The organism is Skermanella pratensis (assembly GCF_008843145.1).
GTDB lineage: Bacteria > Pseudomonadota > Alphaproteobacteria > Azospirillales > Azospirillaceae > Skermanella > Skermanella pratensis.
Genome location: NZ_CP030265.1, coordinates 1294234 through 1314178 on the forward strand (window position 1 = coordinate 1294234; position 19945 = coordinate 1314178).

A 19945-nucleotide genomic window follows, 5' to 3' on the forward strand; every position below is an offset into this window, starting at 1 on the left:
GGCCGGCCATGGGGGCGAGCACGCTCTACGGTGTCGGACTGGCAGCCGAGCACCTCCAGGAGATCGCGGCGCTGGTCGATCGCGGCGGCTGCCCCGTCGTCTGCGGCCTTCCGGCCGACGCCGCCCGGATCGACGGTGCCGCCGTGCTCGCGGCGGGCCTCGACCAAGCATGCCTGAGCGAGGTCCTGGACCGGGGAGCCGGGGCCTGCATCGAGATCGGTTCGCTCGACGCTCCGACGGCGGCGGAGTGCGTTCGGCGTGCGGCGGGCTGCACCCTGTTCCTGTCCCTGACCACGGCCAGCGCCTATCGGCTGCCCGTGGCCCAGACCGTGGTGGCCGTGATCGACGGGCGGGCGCCGCTGGGGCAGGAGAGGTGCTACGACATCGAGCTGGCGCTCCAGGAGGCCGTCAGCAATGCGGTGATCCATGGCAACCTGACCGTGTCGAGCCTGCGCGGCCCAACGCTGGCGGCGCTGGACACCTTCTCCTGCGACCTCAACGAGAGGCTGGCCGACCCGGCGCTGGCGAACCTGCGGGTCGGGATCGCCGTGTCGATCGACGATGCTCGGATCACCATCGACGTGATCGACCAGGGTCCCGGCTTCGTGCCGAAACCTCGGGCGCCTACGACGGCGAGCGGGCGGGGCATCGGCCTGATCGAATCCCTGGCGGCCGAGTGGGAGCTGCTCGACGACGGCCGCCGGGTCCGCATGAGGTTCGCCCGATGAACGGCGTGATGGAGATGGCCTCCGCGGCGGCGCTGACCGAGCTTCGGCAGGTCGGGATCTTCGATTGCCTGATCCTGGTGGTGGACGACACCGACTTCAACCGCACCTTGATCACGGCGATGCTCCGGCAGGCGGGGTTCCGCCGGATCGAGCACGCGGTCGACGGCATCGACGCGCTGCGCAAGATCGACCATGAAGTGCCCGACCTGGTCATCCTGGACATCGTGATGCCTGGACTGGACGGGTTCGAGGTGTGCCGGCGCCTGCGCGCCGAGGACCGCTTCGCCGATCTGCCCGTCCTCGTGCAGACCGCCCTGTCCAACACCGAGGACCGCAACAAGGCCTTCCAGCTCGGCACCACCGACCTGATCACCAAGCCGATCGACCGCAACGAACTGCTGGCCCGTGTCCGCATCCATCTGGAGAACCGGATGCTGATCCAGGACCTCCAGCTCTACCGCACCCGGCTGGAGAACGAACTGGCCATGGCGCGGGAGATGTACGGCCATCTGCTGCCGACCGCCGCGATCTTCGACCAGATCAGCCGCGACAGCGGCGTGCGCATCCGGCACCACCGGGCCGTCTCGTCCGAACTGGGCGGCGACATCTGGGGCGTCATTCCGCTGCAGGAAGGACGCTTCGGGCTCTACCTGCTCGACATGACCGGGACCGGCGTGTCGGCGGCCTTGAACGCATTCCGCATGCATACCGTGCTCCATGAACTGGCACCGCTGGCCTCTTATCCCTCCCGTTTCCTGACCGAGGCCAATGCGCGGGCCGTCGGGCTTTTCGAGTCGGACGAGCGGGCGGCGATGATCTATGGCGTGGTCGATCCGATCGCCGGGACCTTCTCCTACACCACCGCCTCGGCCAAGCGGCCGATCCTGGTCCGGCGGGGCGCCGACGCGGCCACCCTGGGCGAGGCCGACGGCGCGCCGGTCGGCCATGCCGCCGAGAGCGTCTACCATACCCGCACCCTGGCGTTCGGGCCGGGTGCCATGCTGCTGCTCTACAACAATGCCGTGCTGACGGCCCTGCCGGGCGACGGCGGCAAGGCGGCGGAACGGGCGCTCGCCGACCTCGCGGTTCCCGCCCTGCAGGCGCCTAGCCTGGACGAGGCCTATGACCGCATGGTAGCGGCACTCGCCCGCGCGGTCGGCGACCGGCCTGGGCAGGACATGACCCTGGTCTTCCTGGCCAAGGACGCCTGTACCTCCCCCTGGGCGGAGCGGTAGATGAGCAGTTCGGCCTCTGCGCCCGTCAGTATCCGGAACGCCCGGATCCTGGTGGTCGACGACAACCGGGTGAACCGTCACCTGCTGGTCGCCGTGCTTCAGCGCGGCGGCTTTCCCCATGTGGAGATGGCCGAGGACGGGATCGACGCGCTGGCCAAGATCGAGGCGAACGCGCCCGACCTGATCCTGCTCGACCTGATGATGCCGAAGCTGGACGGCTTCGAGGTGTGCCGCCGGCTGCGCACCGATCCCAACCGCCGGGACCTGCCGATCCTGGTCCAGAGCAGCCTGTCGGGCTCGGAAGACCGGACCCGCGCCTTCTCGGTCGGGGCGACCGATTTCGTCAGCAAGCCGATCAACGCGACCGAACTGCTGTCCCGGGTCCGCATCCACCTGGAGAACCAGGCGCTGCTGCGCGACCTGCAGGGCTATCGCCGGCGCCGCCAGGGCGAGCTGGCGCTGGCGCGGAGCATGCAGGAACGGCTGCTGCCGGCCCCGTCGCGGCTGCGGGAGACCAAGGCCGACCTGGGCCTGAGCCTGGCGGCCCATTTCGAGCCGTCCTCGGAACTGGGCGGCGATTTCTGGGACCTGCGGCGCGACGGGCGCGGCCGGCTGATCGTCTGGCTGGTCGATTTCTCCGGCCACGGCGTCGGCGCGGCGCTCAACACTTTCAGATTGCACGCGATCCTGCGGCAGATGGACCTGAACGATTTCGACCCGGCCGACCATCTGCGCGAGGTGAATGAACGGGTCTGTCCGCTTCTGCGCAGCGGCCAGTTCGCGACCATGCTGGTCGGCGTGGTCGATCCGGTGGAGAACACGTTCCACTATGCTTCCGCCGGGGCGCCGGCGCCGATGGTCTGGCAGGCTGGCGACGCCGCGCCGGAGTTCGGCGACAGCAGCGGATTGCCGGTCGGCATCCTGGCCTCGGCCCGCTACCAGAACCGCGACCTGGCCTTGCCGGTCGGCGGCCGGCTGTTCCTCTACAGCGATGGCGCCAGCGAGTTGTGGACCTCCGAGGATACCGTCCTGGGCGAGGAGGGGCTGCTCGACCTGGTCCGCGGTCACATGCATCAGGAGGAGGACGCCGGCTTCCTGGCCGGCCTGCTCGGCTCCCTCACCGCGCTGGGAAATTTCGACGACGACGTGACCGCGCTGGTGCTGACCCGCCGCGCGTAACGTCATCGGACGTCATCCGTCCGCGATCGGGTCGTAGAAAGCGGCGGAAAAACCCGCCTTGTCCCGGCTCTCCTCGTTGAAGGGACGCTTCAATCCGCCCTTGAAATGGGTGCGGACGAGGTTCTGCCAAGTGGGAATCGGCGGGACGCCCAGTTTGTCGCAGACATGCTCGAACCAGCGCCGGCCGGCGGCCACATGGGTGATCTCGTCGTCGTGGATGATCTGGAGCGCGTCGGCGCCGGCGTCGTCGCCGACGGTGCGCAGGTTCCGGATCATGGCGGGGGTCACGTCCAGCCCGCGCGCCTCCAGCACCAGCGGCACGATGGCGAGGCGGGCGGCGAGGTCGTGGGCGGTGTCCCGGCTGGCCTGCCAGAGCCCGTCATGGGCGGGCAGGGCGCCGTAGCGGCTGCCGAGGTCGGCCAGTCGGCGGCACAGCATGTCGAAATGCCGCGCCTCGTCGTCGGCGACCTGGACCCAATCGTCGGTGAAACCCTTGGGCATGCCGGCGCCGAAGCGGGCGACGATGTCCCAGGACAGGTCGATGGCGTTCAGCTCGATATGGGCGAGGGCGTGGATCAGCGCGGTCCGCCCGGCGACGCTGCCGGCCTTGCGGCGCGGCGGCATGTCGCGCGGCAGGCGAAGCTCCGGATAGTCGGGACGCGCCGGCCGGTCGGGCGGGACCGGCGGGCCAGGCGGCTCGATCCCGGCCAGCGCGCCGGTCCGCCACTCCTCGGCGAACCGGCGGGAGAGGCGGACCTTCTCCGCAGGGTCGGCGGTGGTCAGGACGGTGACGGCGGCAGACCTGATACTCATGGCCCGAGTACTTATGGATTGATGCTCAGCGGCGCCCGTAGGCGATGAATTCCCCGTTCAGAAAGTCCGGCTTGCCGTAGCCCAGCGGCTTGCCGTCGGGCGTTTCGATGGAGCCGCCGGCGGCCAGTAGGATCGCGTGGCCGGCCGCCGTGTCCCATTCGCAGGTCGGGCCGAAGCGGGGATAGACGTCGACCTCGCCGCGCGCGATCAGGCAGAACTTCAGCGCGCTGCTGGAGTGGCGGTGCTCCTTCACCAGCTTGCCTTCCAGGAACTTGTCGAGCCGTTCGCGGTCGCCGTGCCGGCGGCTGGACAGCACCACCAGCCCGTCGGGCGGAATCATGCGGGCGGAGATCGGCACGTCGCTGCGGCCCTGGACGCAGTGGACGGCGGTGCCGGGACCGGCGGCGGCGTAGAGGTCGCCGTCCACCGGCAGGTACATGACGCCCAGGACCGGAACGCCGTCCTTCACCAGGCCGATATTCACGGTGAATTCGCCGGTGTGCTCGACGAAGCTGCGCGTGCCGTCCAGCGGATCGACCAGCCAGTAGGTGCCGTGGTCGCCCGGCGGGGACTTGCCGGCGGCGTGCTGCTCCTCCGAGATGACGGGAATGTTCGGGGTCAGGTGGTGCAGGGCCGGTAGGATGACGGATTCGGCGGCGTGGTCGGCGGCGGTGACCGGACTGCCGTCTGCCTTGACGTGGGCGGTCACGGTGTCGGTGTAATACCGGAGTATGACCTGCCCGGCCTCCCGCGCGATGGTGCGCACGGCCGGAAGCAACTTGGCAAAGCCGTGATCCAGGCTCTGATCCGCCCTACGATCTGACATGAGTCCCCCAAAGGTCACAAGATGGGGAGCATACGCCCCCGCGCGACCCTTGGGGAACCCCTGCCGACGTTATTCGGCGGCGATCGCGGGGCGATGCTCCTGGATCAGGCGCCAAATCTTCTGCGGTGTTGCAGGCATGTCCACATGCCGCACCCCGTAGACCGACAGCGCGTCGACCACGGCGTTGATCACCGCGGGCGGCGCCCCGATCGCCCCGGCCTCCCCGGCGCCCTTCATGCCGAGCGCGTTGGTCGTGCTGGGCACCTCGTTCAGCTTGAACTGGACGAACGGGATGTTGTTCGCCCGGGGCATGCAATAGTCCATGAAGGAGCCGGTCAGCAGCTGGCCCGAATCGGGGTCGTAGACGCATTCCTCATACACGGCCTGCCCGATGCCCTGGCCGACGCCGCCATGGACCTGGCCTGCCAGCATCATCGGGTTGAGCACCTTGCCGAAATCATCGACCACGGTGTAGCGGACGAACTCGATCCCGCCGGTGTCCTCGTCGATCTCCAGCTCGCAGATGTGGCAGCCGTTGGGGAAGGTCGCGGCCGGTGGGGTCCAACGGGCCTCCTCGTCGAAGGCGAAGCCGCCGTCGGACGGGGCGCTGGCCTTGGCGACATCCTGGATCGTCACCTTGCGGTCGGTGCCGACGATGGTGAAGGTCCCGTCCTCGAACCCGATATCCACGGCCGCCGCCTCCAGCAGCTCGGCCGCCTTGGCCCGGGCCTTCTCGATCACCCGTTCCGCCGTGTCGGACAGGGCGGCGCCGCCGACCGGGATGGAGCGGGAGCCGCCCGTGCCGGAGCCGAAGCTGATCCGCGCGCTGTCGCCCTGGACGATCTCGATGTCCTCCGCCGGGATGCCCAGCCGGTCGGAGACGATCTGGGTATAGGCCGTCTCGTGCCCCTGGCCGTTGGACTGGGAGCCGATCAGCACCGTCACCTTGCCGGTGCCGGCTATCTGGATCGTCGCCTGCTCCGGTCCGCCGCCCGAGCACGCCTCGATATATGTCGCGAGGCCGATGCCGCGCAGCCTGCCGCGCGACCGCGCCTCCGCCCGGCGCTGCTCGAAGCTGTTCCAGCCAGACAGCTCCAGCGCGTCGTCCATGTTGCGGGCGAACTCGCCGGTGTCGTAGGTGAGGTCCAGCGCGGTGTTGAAGGGCATCGCCTCCGGCGGGATGAAGTTGCGCCGGCGCAGCTCGCCCGGATGCATCCCCAGCTCGCGCGCCGCCGCGTCCACCAGCCGCTCCAGCAGGTAGGCCGCTTCCGGCCGGCCGGCGCCGCGGTAGGCGTCCACCGGGTTGGTGTTGGTGAAGACGCCCTTGACCAGCACGTGGATCGCCGGGGTGGTGTAGACCCCGGCCAGCATCGCCGTGCCCGCGTCGGTCGGGATGTAGGGGCCGAAGTTCGAGAGGTAGGCGCCCAGGTTGGCGACCGTGGAGACCCGCAGCGCCAGGAACCTGCCGTCGGCGTCCAGCGCCAGGTCGGCGTGGGAGACGTTGTCGCGCCCGTGGTCGTCGCTGAGGAACGCCTCGCCCCGGTCGGAGGTCCACTTGACCGGACGGTTCAGCTTGCGCGCGGCGAACAGCGACAGGACATATTCGGGATACATGAAGATCTTCATGCCGAAGCCGCCGCCCACGTCGGTGGTCAGCACGTGGAACTTCTCTTCCGGCTCGTTGAAGATCTGGGTCGCGAGCTGGGTGCGCAGCCCGTGGACGCCCTGGCTGGAGACGTAGAGGACGTAGCGGTCGGTGTCGTCGATCGAGGCGAGGCAGGCCCGACCCTCCATGGAGTTCGGCACGATCCGGTTGTTCACCAGGTCGATGCTGACCACCTTGGCGGCCTTGGCGAATCCGGCCTCGGTCGCGGCGTGGTCGCCTTTCTCCCACTCGAAGCTGAGGTTGCCGGGCGCCTGCTCCCACACCTGGGGGGCGTTGGACGCCAGGGCGCCCACGGTGTCGGCGATGGCCGGCAGCTCCGAATAGTCGATCATGACCAGCTCGGAGGCGTCGCGCGCCGCGTCCAGCGTCTCCGCGACGATGAAGACGACGGGGTCGCCCACGTGGCGGACGCGGCCCTTGGCGAGGGCCGGGCGCGGCGGCATCACCAGCGGCTGGCCGTTGCGCTGGACCAGCGGGACGTTGCAGGGCAGGGGGGCGATGTTGGCCGCCTCCAGGTCGTCCACCGTGTAGATGCCGAGCACGCCGGGGGCGTTGCGGGCGTCTTCCAGGTCGATGGAGACGATCTCCGCATGGGCGTGGGGCGAGCGCAGGACGTACCCGTAGGTCTGCCCCGGCAGGGAAATGTCGTCGGTATAGCGCCCGCGCCCGGTCAGCAGGCGGGCGTCCTCGGTGCGCGGCACCGCTTGTCCGATTCCAAACTTGGCCATGTGATCTGAACCCCCTGAAGGAATGCGCCGGCAGATTGTGCTGCCTGGTTGTGCCGTTGTCTCCGTAAGCCAGAGAGTTTATGCGTGTCCAGCCGGATGACAAACCCCGGAAGTGGTCTTACCTGACATGTCCCGAAAAGATGCTTGGCGGGCGGCGCGGGGTCCTTATGTTGCAGGATGTTTCACCGATCAGCCGAGCTTGGAAAGCACCGGAAAGCCATGTGCGGACGCTATACCCTCGCGACTCCGGTCGCCGAAATGAGCCGGATGTTCGGCTTTCCCGACCTGCCGAACCTGCCGGCCCGCTTCAACATCGCGCCGACCCAGGACGTCGCGGTGGTGCGCTGGCTGGACGACGGGAAGCGGCGCGCGCTGTCCCTGGTGCGCTGGGGGCTGGTGCCCCACTGGGCCGACGACCCGTCGATCGGCAGCCGGATGATCAACGCGCGGTCCGAATCGGTCGCTGAGAAGCCGTCCTTCCGCAGCGCCTTCGCCCGCCGCCGCTGCCTGGTCCCGGCCGACGGGTTCTATGAATGGCAGCAGCATGTGCCCAAGGGGGAGAAGAAGCAGCCCTTCCGCATCCGCCGCCGCGACCGGCAACCCTTCGCCTTCGCCGGATTGTGGGAGACCTGGAAGGGACCGAAGGGCGGCCCGGCGCTGGACCACCCGCTGGAGACGGTCACCATCGTGACGACCACGGCCAACGGCGTGCTGAAGCCGCTGCACGAGCGGATGCCGGTGATCCTGGCCGAGGACGACTATGCCGCGTGGCTGGACCCGGAGACATCCGGGGAGGCCGCCGGGGCGCTGCTTCGGCCCTGCCCGGAGGATTGGCTGGAGGCCTATCCGGTCAGCACGCGTGTGAACAGCGTGCGGAACGACGACCCGTCCTGCGTCGAGCCGGTCGAGGGGGCCGGGGTGATGGCGGGGACGGCGGAGCAGGCGCCGGAGCCGAGGCAGCCGAAGCTGCTGTGACGGGGGCTGATGCCTCCGGGGTGTGGCCGCGGATGTCATCAAACGTGATCATGGGGGCGGGCGGCGGGCGCTCCTGTTCCGAAGGTGCCGAGGGGGCCGCAGATTACGGCGATGGACTCAGATGAGGGGCGATATGTGAGCTTTTGTCATGATCGGACGGCGGCGTTCCTTCCATTCGTCTCTTTCATCTCCCTTTCATCATGCGCGGGCTTGACCCGCGTATCCACGTGCGAACCATCACGGCGCAGGATGCTGACATCACACTCCCCCGGAACATGTCAGCAAACGTGATCATCCGTGCGCAGGGGGCGGGGTGGTGTCGTGGGTCCTGTAGTGCTCCTTCCCGTCATGCGCGGATTTGACTCGCGGCTGCCCGGCACGCCGATTGCCGACTCAATCAGAGGATGCTGTTCTGGTAGAGCGTTCCTCTCTTCATCGTCATGACCGGGCTTGACCCGGTCATCGCTTGCAGGCTTCATCAGCGCCGCCCTGCAGGGAGATACCCGGATCAAGTCCGGGTAGGACGAAAAGGGGGCGCTTCTGCCCATAGCTCAGCCTTTTGAGCGGTAAGCGACAACCGTGCCGGACAGCCGCGGGCTTGACCCGCACATCCACGTGCGAACCTTCGCGACGGCGATTGCTGATATCATCCCCCCGGATCGTGTCAGCAAATGTATTCATACGCGCGCGGAAGCAAGCGGGTGTCGGGGTCCTGATATTCACGCTGCAAAGATCCGGCACCGGGATGCGGCGGCGAGTCTAGCGCGAATTGGTGAAGGAATACCTTCCTGGCAGCGCGAAAGAAACTTTCGCGCGAGCGTTTCAACAAATTTTATACAAATAGACGATAAAGAAGGCGCCAGGATGTCCGCAAGGTAGTGCGGGCACCGAGGCGCCGGCCCGATTCCGTGCCGGCCGATCCACAGGCAATCGGGGGCACGGACTTGGACAAGGGCAGGGATCTGGTCGCCGCGCTGGCGGGGATGTTCATGGTTGCCTCGGCCGGCGGCGGGTCGGGTGTCGCCGTCGCGGCATCCTCCGACGGGGCGGACCCGCTGAAGCGCTATATCGAGGCGATCTCCGACGCGGCCGTTCCGACCCCGGCCAAGATCGATGATCGCCTGGTGCCCATCCGTCGCGATAACTCGGCCCTGCGCTGGGAGACCGAGGCCGCCGATTCCCGGGTCAAGGTTGTGTCCTGGATGTCGGAAAGCGCGTTCCAGCGTTTCTATTCCCAGCCGGAGGAGCTGCCGGCGGACAAGTCGGCCCCGCCGAACTGGGGCACGGTGATGTGGGTGACGGCCGTTCCGCAGGTGCGGGACTTCTGCCGCTCGCTGGGCACCCGCGACACGGTCGCGATCACCAGCCGCCTTCTCCAGCTTTTCGGGTTGCCACCGACCGGGCAGAACGCCCGCTTCGTGGAGATGTGGGTGTCGCCCAAGGACATGCTGCGCCCCTGTCCCGACCGCGAAGTGGACGACAGCCGCTGCGAGGTCGATACGGCAAGCGACGTTGATGATTATCGGACCTGGTTCACCGGCAACTATGCAAAGTCCTACAACGCCTCCGGCTTTCCGTGGACGCGGCTGGGATACACCTATGACTGGGCGCCCGCCGACGACAAGGCGAACCCGAACAAGCCCAAGGGCGCCAGCGAGTTCATCCTGAAGCCGGGAACGCCCTATACGATCACCGGGCGGTACACGACCGCCGAATATTGCGGGCGGCCGGCGCGGTGAAGACGGGGCCGTGATGCGGGGCGGTGAATTTGATTGACCCGGAGGTGCCGGCGAGTATGATCCCGGCACTTTCCCCAGGGAGCCCCTGTGGCGGAATCGGTAGACGCGGCGGACTCAAAATCCGTTGCCAGTGATGGCGTGCCAGTTCGAGTCTGGCCGGGGGCACCAGTCAAACCAAAAACTTAGAGCGTATGAGAGCCTGTTGCGGGCTTTACTCAACGGCTGTATTGCAGTCTTGCCCGGGTAGCAGGAGATCCGTACTCAGGCGTGAGTCCAGGTAAGTTCCGGGGTATGTTGTCCGGCGGTCGGCCATGTCGGATCGCGGCGCTGTCTTGACGAAGATACATCTTATTCACGATTCAGCTTAGTGCGTTATCTTTCCGAGAGAGAAGTAATCCCTGAATCGTGCCCGACGAATCTAACCGCTTTTTTCAAAATGACCCAAACGTTAAAAATTTCTTTGCTCCGTTATCAGTAGGGAGCTGGACATCAATCGCCCTGTACATGGCCTATCCTACAAGGTTTTCTACTCCTGCACTGGCGGCCATTGTTGGGCGGCGTGAAGCACGCGAAGGATCGTCACCGCGCGAGTGTCTTCGGTATAGACAACCACGTAATTTGTTCGAACCACCATTTCACGTGTGCCGGCGATTCGGCCGGTCCGGTAGAGCTTCGGATGTTCAGGCAGCTTTGCAGTCTTCGCCTCAATATCGTTCTTCAGACGCTGAGCGGCGTCCAGATTGTCATCTGATATGTAATCGATGATTGCCAGGAGATCGGCGAGAGCCGTCTTCCGCCACTCAAGCACCACCACGGCGTTTCCTGTCGATCAAGGCTTGAGCTTCGTCCATGACATGCTGATGAGGTGCCGCCGGGCTCGTGTCGGCCAGCGCCTCGTGAACCTTGGCCCGAAACCATGCGTCATACGCTTCGGGCGTTGTCGTCAATCCGGCCGGCAGAGCGCCTTCCTTGGAGATGCGCGTGAGCAGGATGCGCACGGCGTCCGAGACGGTGAGGCCGACATTGGCGAGCTTTTCCGTTGCGTCAGCCTTGAGCTTGTCGTCCACGCGGATGTGCAGCATCGATGTCTGGGCAGCCATCTCCGGTTCTCCTTATTCGATACTCCCATCATGTATCTCAATTGAGATACAGTCAAGGGCGTGTTGTTCCAGGGCTTGATCCACGGCCATTGCGTGGTCCGGCGGTGTGTTCACTTGGACATGGATACTCTATTCACCCTGACCGGCCTTGCCCTTCGGATTTCAATCAGCGGAGGCTTGATGAAGCCCGCAGGGAGATGACCGGATCAAGTCCGGTCATGACGAATGGGGAGTGTTGCTGCTGACACCTGGTACTTTTGAATATGAAGTAACTACCGTATCTGGCAGCGATGGGCCAAACCCGGTCATGATGAGAAGAGAGGCTTGTATTCACCGGTGAAGATCAATCGCTAGGGCGGTGTCCGATCAGGTTGAACCGGTCCGGTCCACGCGGCCTGCCGTTCCACTTGCCGCGTTGCGTTGGGCCATGGGCCCAACGCAACGGTTCGGCTGCTCCGGGCGGATCGACCTGATCGGGCACAGCTCCAGGCCAGACAGCCGTGGACTTGCCGGGCAATTCGGCCCATGGGCAGGTTGGCTCAGTTGGCTTCCGCTCCGCATCGCCGATCGCCGAGAAAGGGGCCTCACCCCCACAGCAGGCCCAGCGAGATCACCACACCCGACACGACCAGCACGATCAGGCAGAACCCCATCACGTCCTTCGCCTTCAGCCCGGCGATCGCCAGGGCCGGCAAAGCCCAGAAGGGTTGGATCAGGTTGGTCCAGGCGTCGCCCCAGGCGACGGCCATGGCTACCTTGGAGAGGTCGGCGTTCAGCTCCATGGCGGCCGGGAGCATCACCTGCGACTGCACCGCCCACTGGCCGCCGCCCGAGGGGATCAGGACGTTCAGCAGGCCGGCGCTCCAGAAGGTGAAGAGGGACAGGGTGTCGGCGGTGGAGAAGGAGACGAACCATTCGGACAGGCTCCGGGCCAGGCCGGATTCCACCATCATCCCCATGATGCCGGCGTAGAACGGGAACTGGATGACGATGCCGGCGGCACCTTTCACGGCCTCCTGGAGGCTGTGGAGGAAGCGGTAGGGCGTGCCGTGAAGCAGGATGCCGAGGAACAGGAAGATGAAGTTGACGATGTTCAGGTTCAGCGCCAAGCCCTTGTCGATCACATAGAGCGCGATGAACAGCAGGCCGAGGCCGCCGACAATCCAGGAGATCACGCGGCTCTGCTCCAGCCAGTCGGCCGGGCGGTCGATCCGGCCGGCGTTCTCCGGGTCGGTGTCCACCAGCTTGTCCGGGTCCACGTAGACGGGGTCGCCGCCGTGGCCCAGCATCAGGCGGTTGGTCAGCGGGATCAGGATGAACAGCGCCACGACGATGATCAGGTTGTAGCTGCTGAACAGCGTCTGGCTGGTCGGCACGATGCCGATCAGGTTCTCGGAGAAATGGCCGGGAGTCGCGATGGTCAGGGGGACCGAGCCCGACAGGCCGCCGTGCCAGATCACGAACCCGGAATAGGCGCTGGCGATCAGCAGGCGGTAGTCCACCTTCGGGACGGCGCGGGCGAGCTGGCGAGCGAACAGGGCGCCGATAACGAGGCCGAAACCCCAGTTGATCCAGCTCGCCACCAGCGAGACCAGGGTGACCATGACGATCGCCTGTCCCGGCGTCTTCGCCAGCCGGGCCATGTTGGAAAGTATGCGCCGGAAGAAGGGCGTGCTGGCCAGCACGAAGCCGGTCACCAGGACCAGCACCATCTGCATGCTGAATTCCAGCAGCTGCCAGAACCCGCCGCCCCAGTAGCGGGCCATGGCGAGCGGCGAGGCGCCTTCGAACAGGATGCCGGCGGCATAGACGAGCAAGGTCAGCAGCAGCACGAGAACGTAGGGGTCGGGCAGGTAGCGCTCGACCAAGTTCGTGGACCAGTTCGTTGCTGCGCCCAGCATTGACGTCTCCCCCTTGTTGATTCCGTGCCGGCGTGCGGAGCCGGGCCGGGTGTTTGCGGGCAATCAACCCGCTGGGGAGCCGGAAGTTCAGGAATTATGGACGAATGCCGGGGGCTGTCGCGAATCGGGAGCGGGGTCCCCCTCGTCATGCGCGGGTTTGACCCCGCGCATCCGCGCGCGAGTTGATATGATCAAATTCGCGCGCGGATGGCCGGATCAAGTCCACGGCTGTCCGGCACGGTTGTTGCCTAACGCTCAGAAGGCTGAACTATGGGCAGAAACGCCCCCTTTTCGTCATACCCGGACTTGATCCGGGTATCTCACCGCACGGCGGCGCTGATGGAGTCCGCAAGCGATGACCGGGTCAAGCCCGGTCATGACGATGAAGGGAGGAGCGCCCCACCAGAAAAGCGTCCACTGGTTGAGGCGGCAAGTACCGTGCCGGACAGCCGTGGATCAAGTCCGGCCATGATGAAAAGGAAGTTTTTCAGTCTCTAGGCATGGCCAGCGCGGCGATGGCCGTCAGTCCAGGATCGTCCCGAGCAGGCCGCCGCCGGCTCCGCCGATCACGGCTCCGCGCTTGCCGTCCACCGCATAGCCGCCGGCCGCGCCGACGCCGGTGCCGACCATCTGTTCCGTCGAGCACGCTCCCAGCGCCAGCAGGGCGAATACAACACCGATAAGCTGCTTCTTGCTCATGATTTGATCTCCTTCTGAGCATTTAACAGACAAGCCGGTGTTTCATTCCCCGAGCGGCGGGCGATCCCGCGGCGGTACCGCTTCAGGCTTTGCCGGACTTCTTCGCGGCTACTTCGCGCGTCTCGGCCACGGGGGTCAGCGCGCCGCGGCCGTCGAACCAGGAGACCAGGTTGTCCACCACGAGCTGGCCCATGGCGTTGCGGGTGTGGACCGTTCCGGAGGCCACGTGGGGCAGCAGCACGGTGTTCTCCATCGCGATCAGCTCGGCCGGGACGTTGGGTTCGTCGGCATAGACATCCAGGCCGGCGGCCAGGATCGCCTTGGAGCGGAGCGCCTCGATCAGGTCGGCCTCGTTCACCACGGTGCCGCGGCCGACATTGACGAAGATGCCGTCGGGGCCGAGGGCTTCGAAGATCTCGCGGCCGACCATCCGCTCGGTCGAGGCGCCGCCGGGAATGACCGAGATCAGCACGTCCACCTGGCGGGCCAGATCGACCGCGTCGGCGACATAGGCGTAGTCGACGCCTTCCTGCCGCCTGCGGCCATGGTAGGAGATCGGTAGGCCGAAGGCTTCGAGCCGCTTGGCGATGGCCTTGCCGATTCGGCCCAGGCCGAGGATGCCGACCGTGCGGCCGCGCAGCGACGCGGTGAGCGGGAAGGCTCCCGAGGGCCACTTGCCGTCGCGCAGGTGGCGTTCGGCCTCCGGGATGCGGCGGACCGTCGAGATCAGCAGGCCGATGGTGAGATCCGCGACCTCGTCGGTCAGCACGTCGGGCGTGTTGGTCACGACGATGCCGTGGCCGCCGGCCCACTTGGCGTCGATCTGGTCGTAGCCGACGCCGAAGGCGGAGACGATCTCCAGCGCGGGGAGCTTGCCCATCAGCGCTTCGTTCAACGGGGCGTGCCCGCCGGCGGCGATACCGCGGATCCGGGGGCCGTGCTCGGCCAGGAATGCGTCCCGGTCGGCGACCTCCCACAGCCGGTGAACGGTGAACAGCCGGTCGATCTGGTCGGCGACCACGGGCATCATCGGGGCGATCTGAAGGATTTCCGGGCGGGCCATGGCTTGTATCAGCACCTTTGTTGTCTCTTCCCTCCGCCTTGTGTCCGGCGGCTACACACCATGGCGCGTCTGTCAACTCCAGGCAAGTTTCGTTCCAAAGAAAACAGGCTTTGTTGTGGCATAAAGCCGCGTTACAGTTCTGGAAAGCCTCCAGGACCAGAGAGGCGCAATCAGGGGGAGATGAGCCCGTGGCGACTGGCACGGACATTCTCGATACCATACGCACGCGGCTTTTCACGGCCGTGCTGGGCGACGTCATGGATACGCGCGGGCTGACCCGCCAGTTCCTGCCGCCGGCGATCCGCCCGATCGATTCCGATACCGTTCCCGACAGGGTGATGGCCGGCCGCGCCATGCCCGTGCTGGAGGCCGACTGCTGCGGCGACGTGGAGTGGCGGGGGGCTGGTCACGGGGTCGGGGAGGGGGGAGGCAATCCTTTTCCGTTCGGGTTGATGCTCCGCGCGCTCGACGAGCTGAAGCGGGACGAGGTCTATGTCTGCACCGGCGGATCGCCGCGCTACGCGCTGTGGGGCGAGCTGATGAGCACGCGCGCCCGCACGCTGGGGGCGGCGGGGGCGGTGGTCGACGGCTTCCACCGCGACACGCTGGGGATCAGGAAGCTGGGATTCCCGGTGTATTCCCACGGCTCCTATGCCCAGGACCAGCGGATGCGCGGGCGGGTCATCGACTTCCGCTGCCCGATCGAGTTCGGCAGCGGCGTCAGGATCGATCCCGGCGACGTGATCGTCGGCGACATCGACGGCGTGCTGGTCATCCCGGGCGACCATGCCGCCGACATCGTCGCGCTTGCGCTGGAGAAGGTCGAGGGCGAGGAGAGCGTCCGGCAGATGATCGAGCGGGGCGAGCGCACCGAGGACATCTTCGGGAGGACCGGCATCATGTAGCGGAGTCGGGGAGCGCGTCGGTCCCGGTGTTGCCGGATGGAACAATCAAAAAACGAGAACGGGGAGAAGAAGCGATGAAGTCACTGTTGGGTGCGGTTCTGGCCGTCTGCATGGCCGCGACGGCGGGCCAGGCGATGGCCCAGGAAAAGCTGAACGTCTTCTGGGTCAAGGGTTTCTACAAATCCGAGGACGACGCGCTGTTCGAGGCGATCAAGAAGTACGAGCAGAAGACCGGGGTCAAGGTCGAGCTGTCCCAGTACCCCGTGCAGGACATGATCCCGAAGACGGTCGCGGCGCTGGATTCCGGCACGCCGCCGGATGTCGCCTATGCCGACGTCTATGATTTCCAGGTCACCGGCAAGTGGGCCTTCGAGGGCAGGCTGGAGGACATCACCGACGTCCTGGAGCCGATGAAGGACCGCTTCGCGCCGAACACCGTGGAGACGGCGTACCTGCTGAACGAGAGCACGGGCAAGCGCGCCTATTACGCCTTTCCGATCAAGCAGCAGACCATGCATATCGAGTACTGGCTCGACATGCTGACCCAGGCCGGCTTCCAGGAGTCGGACATTCCCAAGACCTGGAAGGAGTACTGGGCCTTCTGGTGCAGCGAGGTGCAGCCCGCTTATCGCAAGGCATCGGGCCAGCGGGCCTACGGCATCGGCCAGCCGCTGGGCGTGGACAGCAGCGACTCCTTCTATTCGTTCCTGACCTTCGCCGACGCCTACAACGTCAAGATGGTCGATGACGACGGCAAGCTGCTGGTCGACGATCCCAAGGTCAAGGAAGGACTGGTCGGCGCGCTGACCGACTATACCGAGCCCTATGCCAAGGGCTGCGCGCCGCCGTCGGCCACGAGCTGGAAGGACCCGGACAACAACGTCGCCTTCCACAACAAGACCACGGCCCTGACCCACAACGCGACCATCTCGATCGCGGCCAAGTGGCTCGACGACATGAACAACGCGACCCTGACCCAGGAACAGCGGGACCAGGCCAAGAAGAACTATTACGAACTGATCCGCACGGCAGGTTTCCCCCAGAAGCCCGACGGCAGCAAGATGGTCTACCGCGCGGCGGTCAAGACCGGCGTGATCTTCTCCGAGGCCCGCAACAAGGAGCGCGGCAAGGAATTCGTGAAGTTCCTGCTCGAGGAGGACAACCTGACCCCCTATGTCGAGGGTTCGCTGGGCCGCTGGTTCCCGGTCACCAAGGAAGGGCAGGAGCGTCCGTTCTGGAAGGCCGATCCGCACCGCCAGTCGGTCTACGACCAGTTCAAGGACGGCACCGTGACTTTCGAGTTCACCAAGAACTACAAGTTCACGACCCTGAACAATGAGAACGTGTGGGCCAAGGCGGCCAACCGGGTCATCAACGAGAAGGTGCCGGTGGACAAGGCCGTGGACGAGATGATCGCCCGCATCAAGGCGGTCGCGGGCTGACTCCGGCACGACGAGGCGGAAGGGCGGCGGGACGCCGCCCTTCCGCGGTGCCCGCTTTCCATCCACCACAACGGCGGACGCGATGAACACGATAGCGGTTTCCGAATCGGACGCCGGGGCTCGGCCGAAGCGGCGGGGCTGGTCGCCCACGCGGGTCTGGGGCACCATCCTGCTGGTGCCCTATGTCCTGGTCTTCCTGTTCTTCGTGGTCTATCCCGTGTGCTACGGGTTCTGGCTGGCGCGGGACCCGCAGAGCTACGTCCAGCTGTTCGAAGACCCGATCTTCGTCCGCTCGATCTTCAACACGCTGGCCTTCCTGCTGATCGGCGTGAACCTGAAGATGATGGTGGCGCTGCTGCTGTCGGGCTTCTTCCTGCACGACCGGATCTGGATCCGCTGGCTGTCGCTGATCTTCATCCTGCCCTGGGCGGTGCCGTCGATCCCGACGATCCTGTCCGTGCGCTTCATGCTCAACCCGGAATGGGGCGTCATCAACCAGCTGATCTTCCGGTTCACGGCCGAGGACGGGCCGAACTGGCTGAACGACCCGACCCTGGGCCTGACCTTTTCCATCCTGGTCCATATCTGGAAGAGCCTGCCCTTCTGGACCCTGATCCTGCTGTCCGGCCGGCTCGCGATCTCCAAGGACCTGTACGAGGCGGCCTCGGTGGACGGCGCGAGCCCGGTCCAGCAGTTCCGGTTCGTCACCTGGCCGTCGATGAAGACGCTGTACGTGACCTGCACGGTGCTGTCGATGATCTGGACGCTGGGCGACTTCAACAGCGTCTACCTGCTGACCGGCGGCGGGCCGGCCGACCTGACCCACGTGCTGGCGACGCTCGGCATCCGGTACCTGCGGCTCGACCAGGTGAACCTGTCCATGGCGGCGATCGTCACGGCACTGCCGCTGGTGCTTCCGCTGGTCTATTTCATGATGCGGCGGCTTTCAAAATGAAGAGGTTGCCAAAATGAAGAGGCTGGCCAGATGAAGAGATTTTCCCTGGCGGGGGTCGCGGGCGAGGCGAAGCTTCTGCTCATTGGCATTCCGGTCCTGATCTGGACGATGCTGCCGATCTACCACCTGTTCCTGTTCGCGATCTCGCCCCGGGACGCCGCCTTCTCCGGCAATATCTGGCCGGAGGAACCGACGCTCCGGAACTTCCAGATCGTGCTGAACCAGGACCACTATTTCCTGATCCATTTCTGGGAACAGCTTGCCAACTCGCTGATCGTCGCGATAGCGACCGGGGTGCTGACCCTGCTGGTGGCGACATTCGCCGCCTTCGCGATCAGCAGGCTGAAGGTGGAGGGCGGGCGCACGGTGATGAACCTGGCGCTGTTCACCTATTTCATCCCGGCCGCCTTCCTGGCGGTGCCGATGTACCGGACCATGGGCATGTACGGGCTGCTCAACAGCAAGTGGGCGCTGATCCTGGCGATGGTCACGGTGGCGTCGCCCTATGCGATCTGGGTGCTGAAGCAGGCGTCGGACAAGCTGCCCTACGAACTGGACGAGGCGGCGGTGGTGGACGGCGCGTCGCCGCTGCAGCTGTTCTGGATGGTCTACCTGCCGCTGATGAAGCCGTCGCTGGTGGCGGTCGGGACCTATGCGCTGCTGCTGGCCTGGAACGAGTATCTCTACGCCTTCCTGCTGCTGTCCCGCGACACCGAGATCACCCTGCCGGTGGCGCTCGGCAATTTCCTGGCGGCGGACGACTCGCCGTGGGAGCTGCTGATGACGACCGGGCTGATCTATGCGCTGCCGCCGGCGGCGATCTACTACGCCTTCAAGCGCTACATGGTCTCCGGCCTGACCGCGGGCGCCGTCAAGAGCTGAGCGTGACCGATATTTGGGGAAGCAATCATGGCCTCGGTTGAGATCAGGGACGTCCGCAAGTCCTATGGCACGTCGCAGGTGCTCCATGGCGTGTCGGTCGATATCCGGGACGGCGAGTTCGTCATCCTGGTGGGACCCTCGGGCTGCGGGAAATCGACGCTGCTGCGCATGCTGGCCGGGCTGGAGAGCATCACCGGCGGCGAGATCCGCATCGGCCCGCGCGTGGTCAACGACGTGCCGCCCAAGGAGCGGGACATCGCCATGGTGTTCCAGAACTACGCGCTTTATCCGCACATGACGGTGGCCGAGAACATGGCCTTCTCCATGCGGCTTCGGCGGGCGAAGAAGTCGGAGATCGAGGTCCGGGTCAACCGGGCCGCCGAGATCCTGGGCCTGACCAAGCTGCTGGCCCGCTATCCCAAGGAGCTGTCCGGCGGCCAGCGCCAGCGGGTCGCCATGGGGCGGGCGATCGTGCGGGACCCCAAGGTGTTCCTGTTCGACGAGCCGCTGTCCAACCTGGACGCGAAGCTGCGGGTCGCCATGCGCGCCGAGATCAAGGAGCTGCACCAGCGGCTTCGGACCACCACGGTCTATGTCACCCACGACCAGATCGAGGCCATGACCATGGCCGACAAGATCGTCGTGATGCGCGACGGCATCGTGGAGCAGGTCGGGGCGCCGCTGGACCTTTATGACAGCCCGGACAACCTCTTCGTCGCCGGTTTCATCGGGTCGCCGGCCATGAACCTGATCGAGGGGCGGATCGAGGGTGGGGCCGAAGGCGGGGCATTCGTCAGCCAGGGCGGGTTGCGGCTGCCGCTGCCGGCGGGGTGGGCCGGCTCGGCCGGCCGGCCGGTCACCTACGGGCTGCGGCCGGAGCACATCACGCTGAGCGACACCGGCGTGCCGGTGGAGGTGGTGGTGGTCGAGCCGACCGGGTCGGAGACCCTGATCGTGGTCAAGGGCGGGCAGACGGAGCTGGACTGCCTGTTCCGCAGCCGCATCCTGCCGGCTCCCGGCGAGACGCTGCGCATCCAGCCCGACATCGCGCACGTGCATCTTTTCGATACCGAAACGGGCCGCCGGCTGGCGGCGCAGGGTTGAGGACC

At 66.2% G+C, this 19945-nt stretch carries 18 protein-coding genes and 1 tRNA gene; 11 read left to right on the plus strand and 8 right to left on the minus strand.

Annotated features, from left to right (window positions below; all coding sequences use genetic code 11):
• The first annotated feature begins 8 nt into the window (after positions 1-8).
• The 3 genes from DPR14_RS05925 to DPR14_RS28645 are packed head-to-tail and all read left to right on the plus strand — an operon-like array spanning position 9 to position 3142.
• Positions 9-728, plus strand: coding sequence for an ATP-binding protein (locus DPR14_RS05925; protein ID WP_158044324.1), 720 nt, complete (start codon positions 9-11; stop codon positions 726-728).
• Entirely contained in the window at positions 725-1963 is a 1239-nt protein-coding gene (locus DPR14_RS05930) for a response regulator (protein WP_246148896.1), read from the plus strand. Before DPR14_RS05925 ends, DPR14_RS05930 begins: the two co-directional genes overlap by 4 nt.
• Positions 1964-3142: a PP2C family protein-serine/threonine phosphatase gene (locus DPR14_RS28645; protein WP_158044325.1), complete on the plus strand. Its 1179-nt coding sequence runs from the start codon at positions 1964-1966 to the stop codon at positions 3140-3142.
• Positions 3143-3154: 12 nt separating this feature from the next.
• Here DPR14_RS28645 and DPR14_RS05940 read toward each other — a convergent pair whose 3' ends face one another.
• From DPR14_RS05940 to DPR14_RS05950, 3 genes are all read right to left on the minus strand, one after another.
• The gene (locus DPR14_RS05940) at positions 3155-3955 is read right to left on the minus strand and encodes a ferritin-like domain-containing protein (protein ID WP_158044326.1); all 801 of its coding nucleotides are present in this window, start codon (positions 3953-3955) and stop codon (positions 3155-3157) included.
• A 25-nt stretch (positions 3956-3980) separates the two neighbouring features.
• On the minus strand, positions 3981-4781 hold the full coding sequence (gene cysQ / locus DPR14_RS05945; protein ID WP_158044327.1) for a 3'(2'),5'-bisphosphate nucleotidase CysQ: 801 nt from the start codon (positions 4779-4781) through the stop codon (positions 3981-3983).
• 69 nt (positions 4782-4850) lie between these two features.
• The gene (locus tag DPR14_RS05950; RefSeq protein ID WP_158044328.1) at positions 4851-7175 is read right to left on the minus strand and encodes a xanthine dehydrogenase family protein molybdopterin-binding subunit; all 2325 of its coding nucleotides are present in this window, start codon (positions 7173-7175) and stop codon (positions 4851-4853) included.
• A 219-nt stretch (positions 7176-7394) separates the two neighbouring features.
• On the opposite strand from DPR14_RS05950, the gene DPR14_RS05955 reads away from it, so the two are divergent.
• The 3 genes from DPR14_RS05955 (at position 7395) to DPR14_RS05970 (ending at position 10057) form a co-directional block, all read left to right on the plus strand.
• The gene (locus tag DPR14_RS05955) at positions 7395-8150 is read left to right on the plus strand and encodes an SOS response-associated peptidase (protein WP_158044329.1); all 756 of its coding nucleotides are present in this window, start codon (positions 7395-7397) and stop codon (positions 8148-8150) included.
• 944 nt (positions 8151-9094) lie between these two features.
• Entirely contained in the window at positions 9095-9889 is a 795-nt protein-coding gene (locus DPR14_RS05965; RefSeq protein WP_158044330.1) for a hypothetical protein, read from the plus strand.
• Between the two features lie 81 nt (positions 9890-9970).
• Positions 9971-10057 (plus strand) — tRNA-Leu (locus tag DPR14_RS05970).
• 358 nt (positions 10058-10415) lie between these two features.
• Here DPR14_RS05970 and DPR14_RS05975 read toward each other — a convergent pair.
• The 5 genes from DPR14_RS05975 to DPR14_RS05990 form a co-directional block, all read right to left on the minus strand.
• A complete protein-coding gene (locus DPR14_RS05975; RefSeq protein ID WP_158044331.1) occupies positions 10416-10703 on the minus strand; it encodes a type II toxin-antitoxin system RelE/ParE family toxin in 288 nt (95 codons plus the stop codon).
• On the minus strand, positions 10690-10989 hold the full coding sequence (locus DPR14_RS05980) for a type II toxin-antitoxin system RelB/DinJ family antitoxin (protein ID WP_158044332.1): 300 nt from the start codon (positions 10987-10989) through the stop codon (positions 10690-10692). The genes DPR14_RS05975 and DPR14_RS05980 overlap by 14 nt, the downstream gene beginning before the upstream one ends.
• A 584-nt stretch (positions 10990-11573) precedes the next feature.
• The gene (locus DPR14_RS05985) at positions 11574-12890 is read right to left on the minus strand and encodes a short-chain fatty acid transporter (RefSeq protein WP_158044333.1); all 1317 of its coding nucleotides are present in this window, start codon (positions 12888-12890) and stop codon (positions 11574-11576) included.
• 522 nt (positions 12891-13412) lie between these two features.
• Positions 13413-13589 (minus strand): hypothetical protein, encoded by a 177-nt coding sequence (locus DPR14_RS27200; protein WP_192499307.1) that lies wholly within the window; start codon positions 13587-13589, stop codon positions 13413-13415.
• Between the two features lie 82 nt (positions 13590-13671).
• Positions 13672-14667: a 2-hydroxyacid dehydrogenase gene (locus DPR14_RS05990; protein WP_246148901.1), complete on the minus strand. Its 996-nt coding sequence runs from the start codon at positions 14665-14667 to the stop codon at positions 13672-13674.
• A gap of 173 nt (positions 14668-14840) precedes the next feature.
• Between DPR14_RS05990 and DPR14_RS05995 the strand changes: the two genes are divergently transcribed.
• The 5 genes from DPR14_RS05995 (at position 14841) to DPR14_RS06015 (ending at position 19940) form a co-directional block, all read left to right on the plus strand.
• Complete coding sequence (locus DPR14_RS05995; RefSeq protein ID WP_211103935.1) at positions 14841-15557, plus strand: RraA family protein; 717 nt, start codon at positions 14841-14843, stop codon at positions 15555-15557.
• A 74-nt stretch (positions 15558-15631) separates the two neighbouring features.
• Positions 15632-16999, plus strand: a complete 1368-nt coding sequence (locus tag DPR14_RS06000) for an ABC transporter substrate-binding protein (RefSeq protein WP_158044334.1) — start codon at positions 15632-15634, stop codon at positions 16997-16999.
• A gap of 82 nt (positions 17000-17081) precedes the next feature.
• Positions 17082-17954, plus strand: coding sequence for a carbohydrate ABC transporter permease (locus tag DPR14_RS06005; RefSeq protein WP_158044335.1), 873 nt, complete (start codon positions 17082-17084; stop codon positions 17952-17954).
• Between the two features lie 30 nt (positions 17955-17984).
• Complete coding sequence (locus DPR14_RS06010; RefSeq protein WP_158044336.1) at positions 17985-18836, plus strand: carbohydrate ABC transporter permease; 852 nt, start codon at positions 17985-17987, stop codon at positions 18834-18836.
• 27 nt (positions 18837-18863) lie between these two features.
• Entirely contained in the window at positions 18864-19940 is a 1077-nt protein-coding gene (locus DPR14_RS06015; protein WP_158044337.1) for an ABC transporter ATP-binding protein, read from the plus strand.
• The last annotated feature ends 5 nt before the right edge of the window (positions 19941-19945 follow it).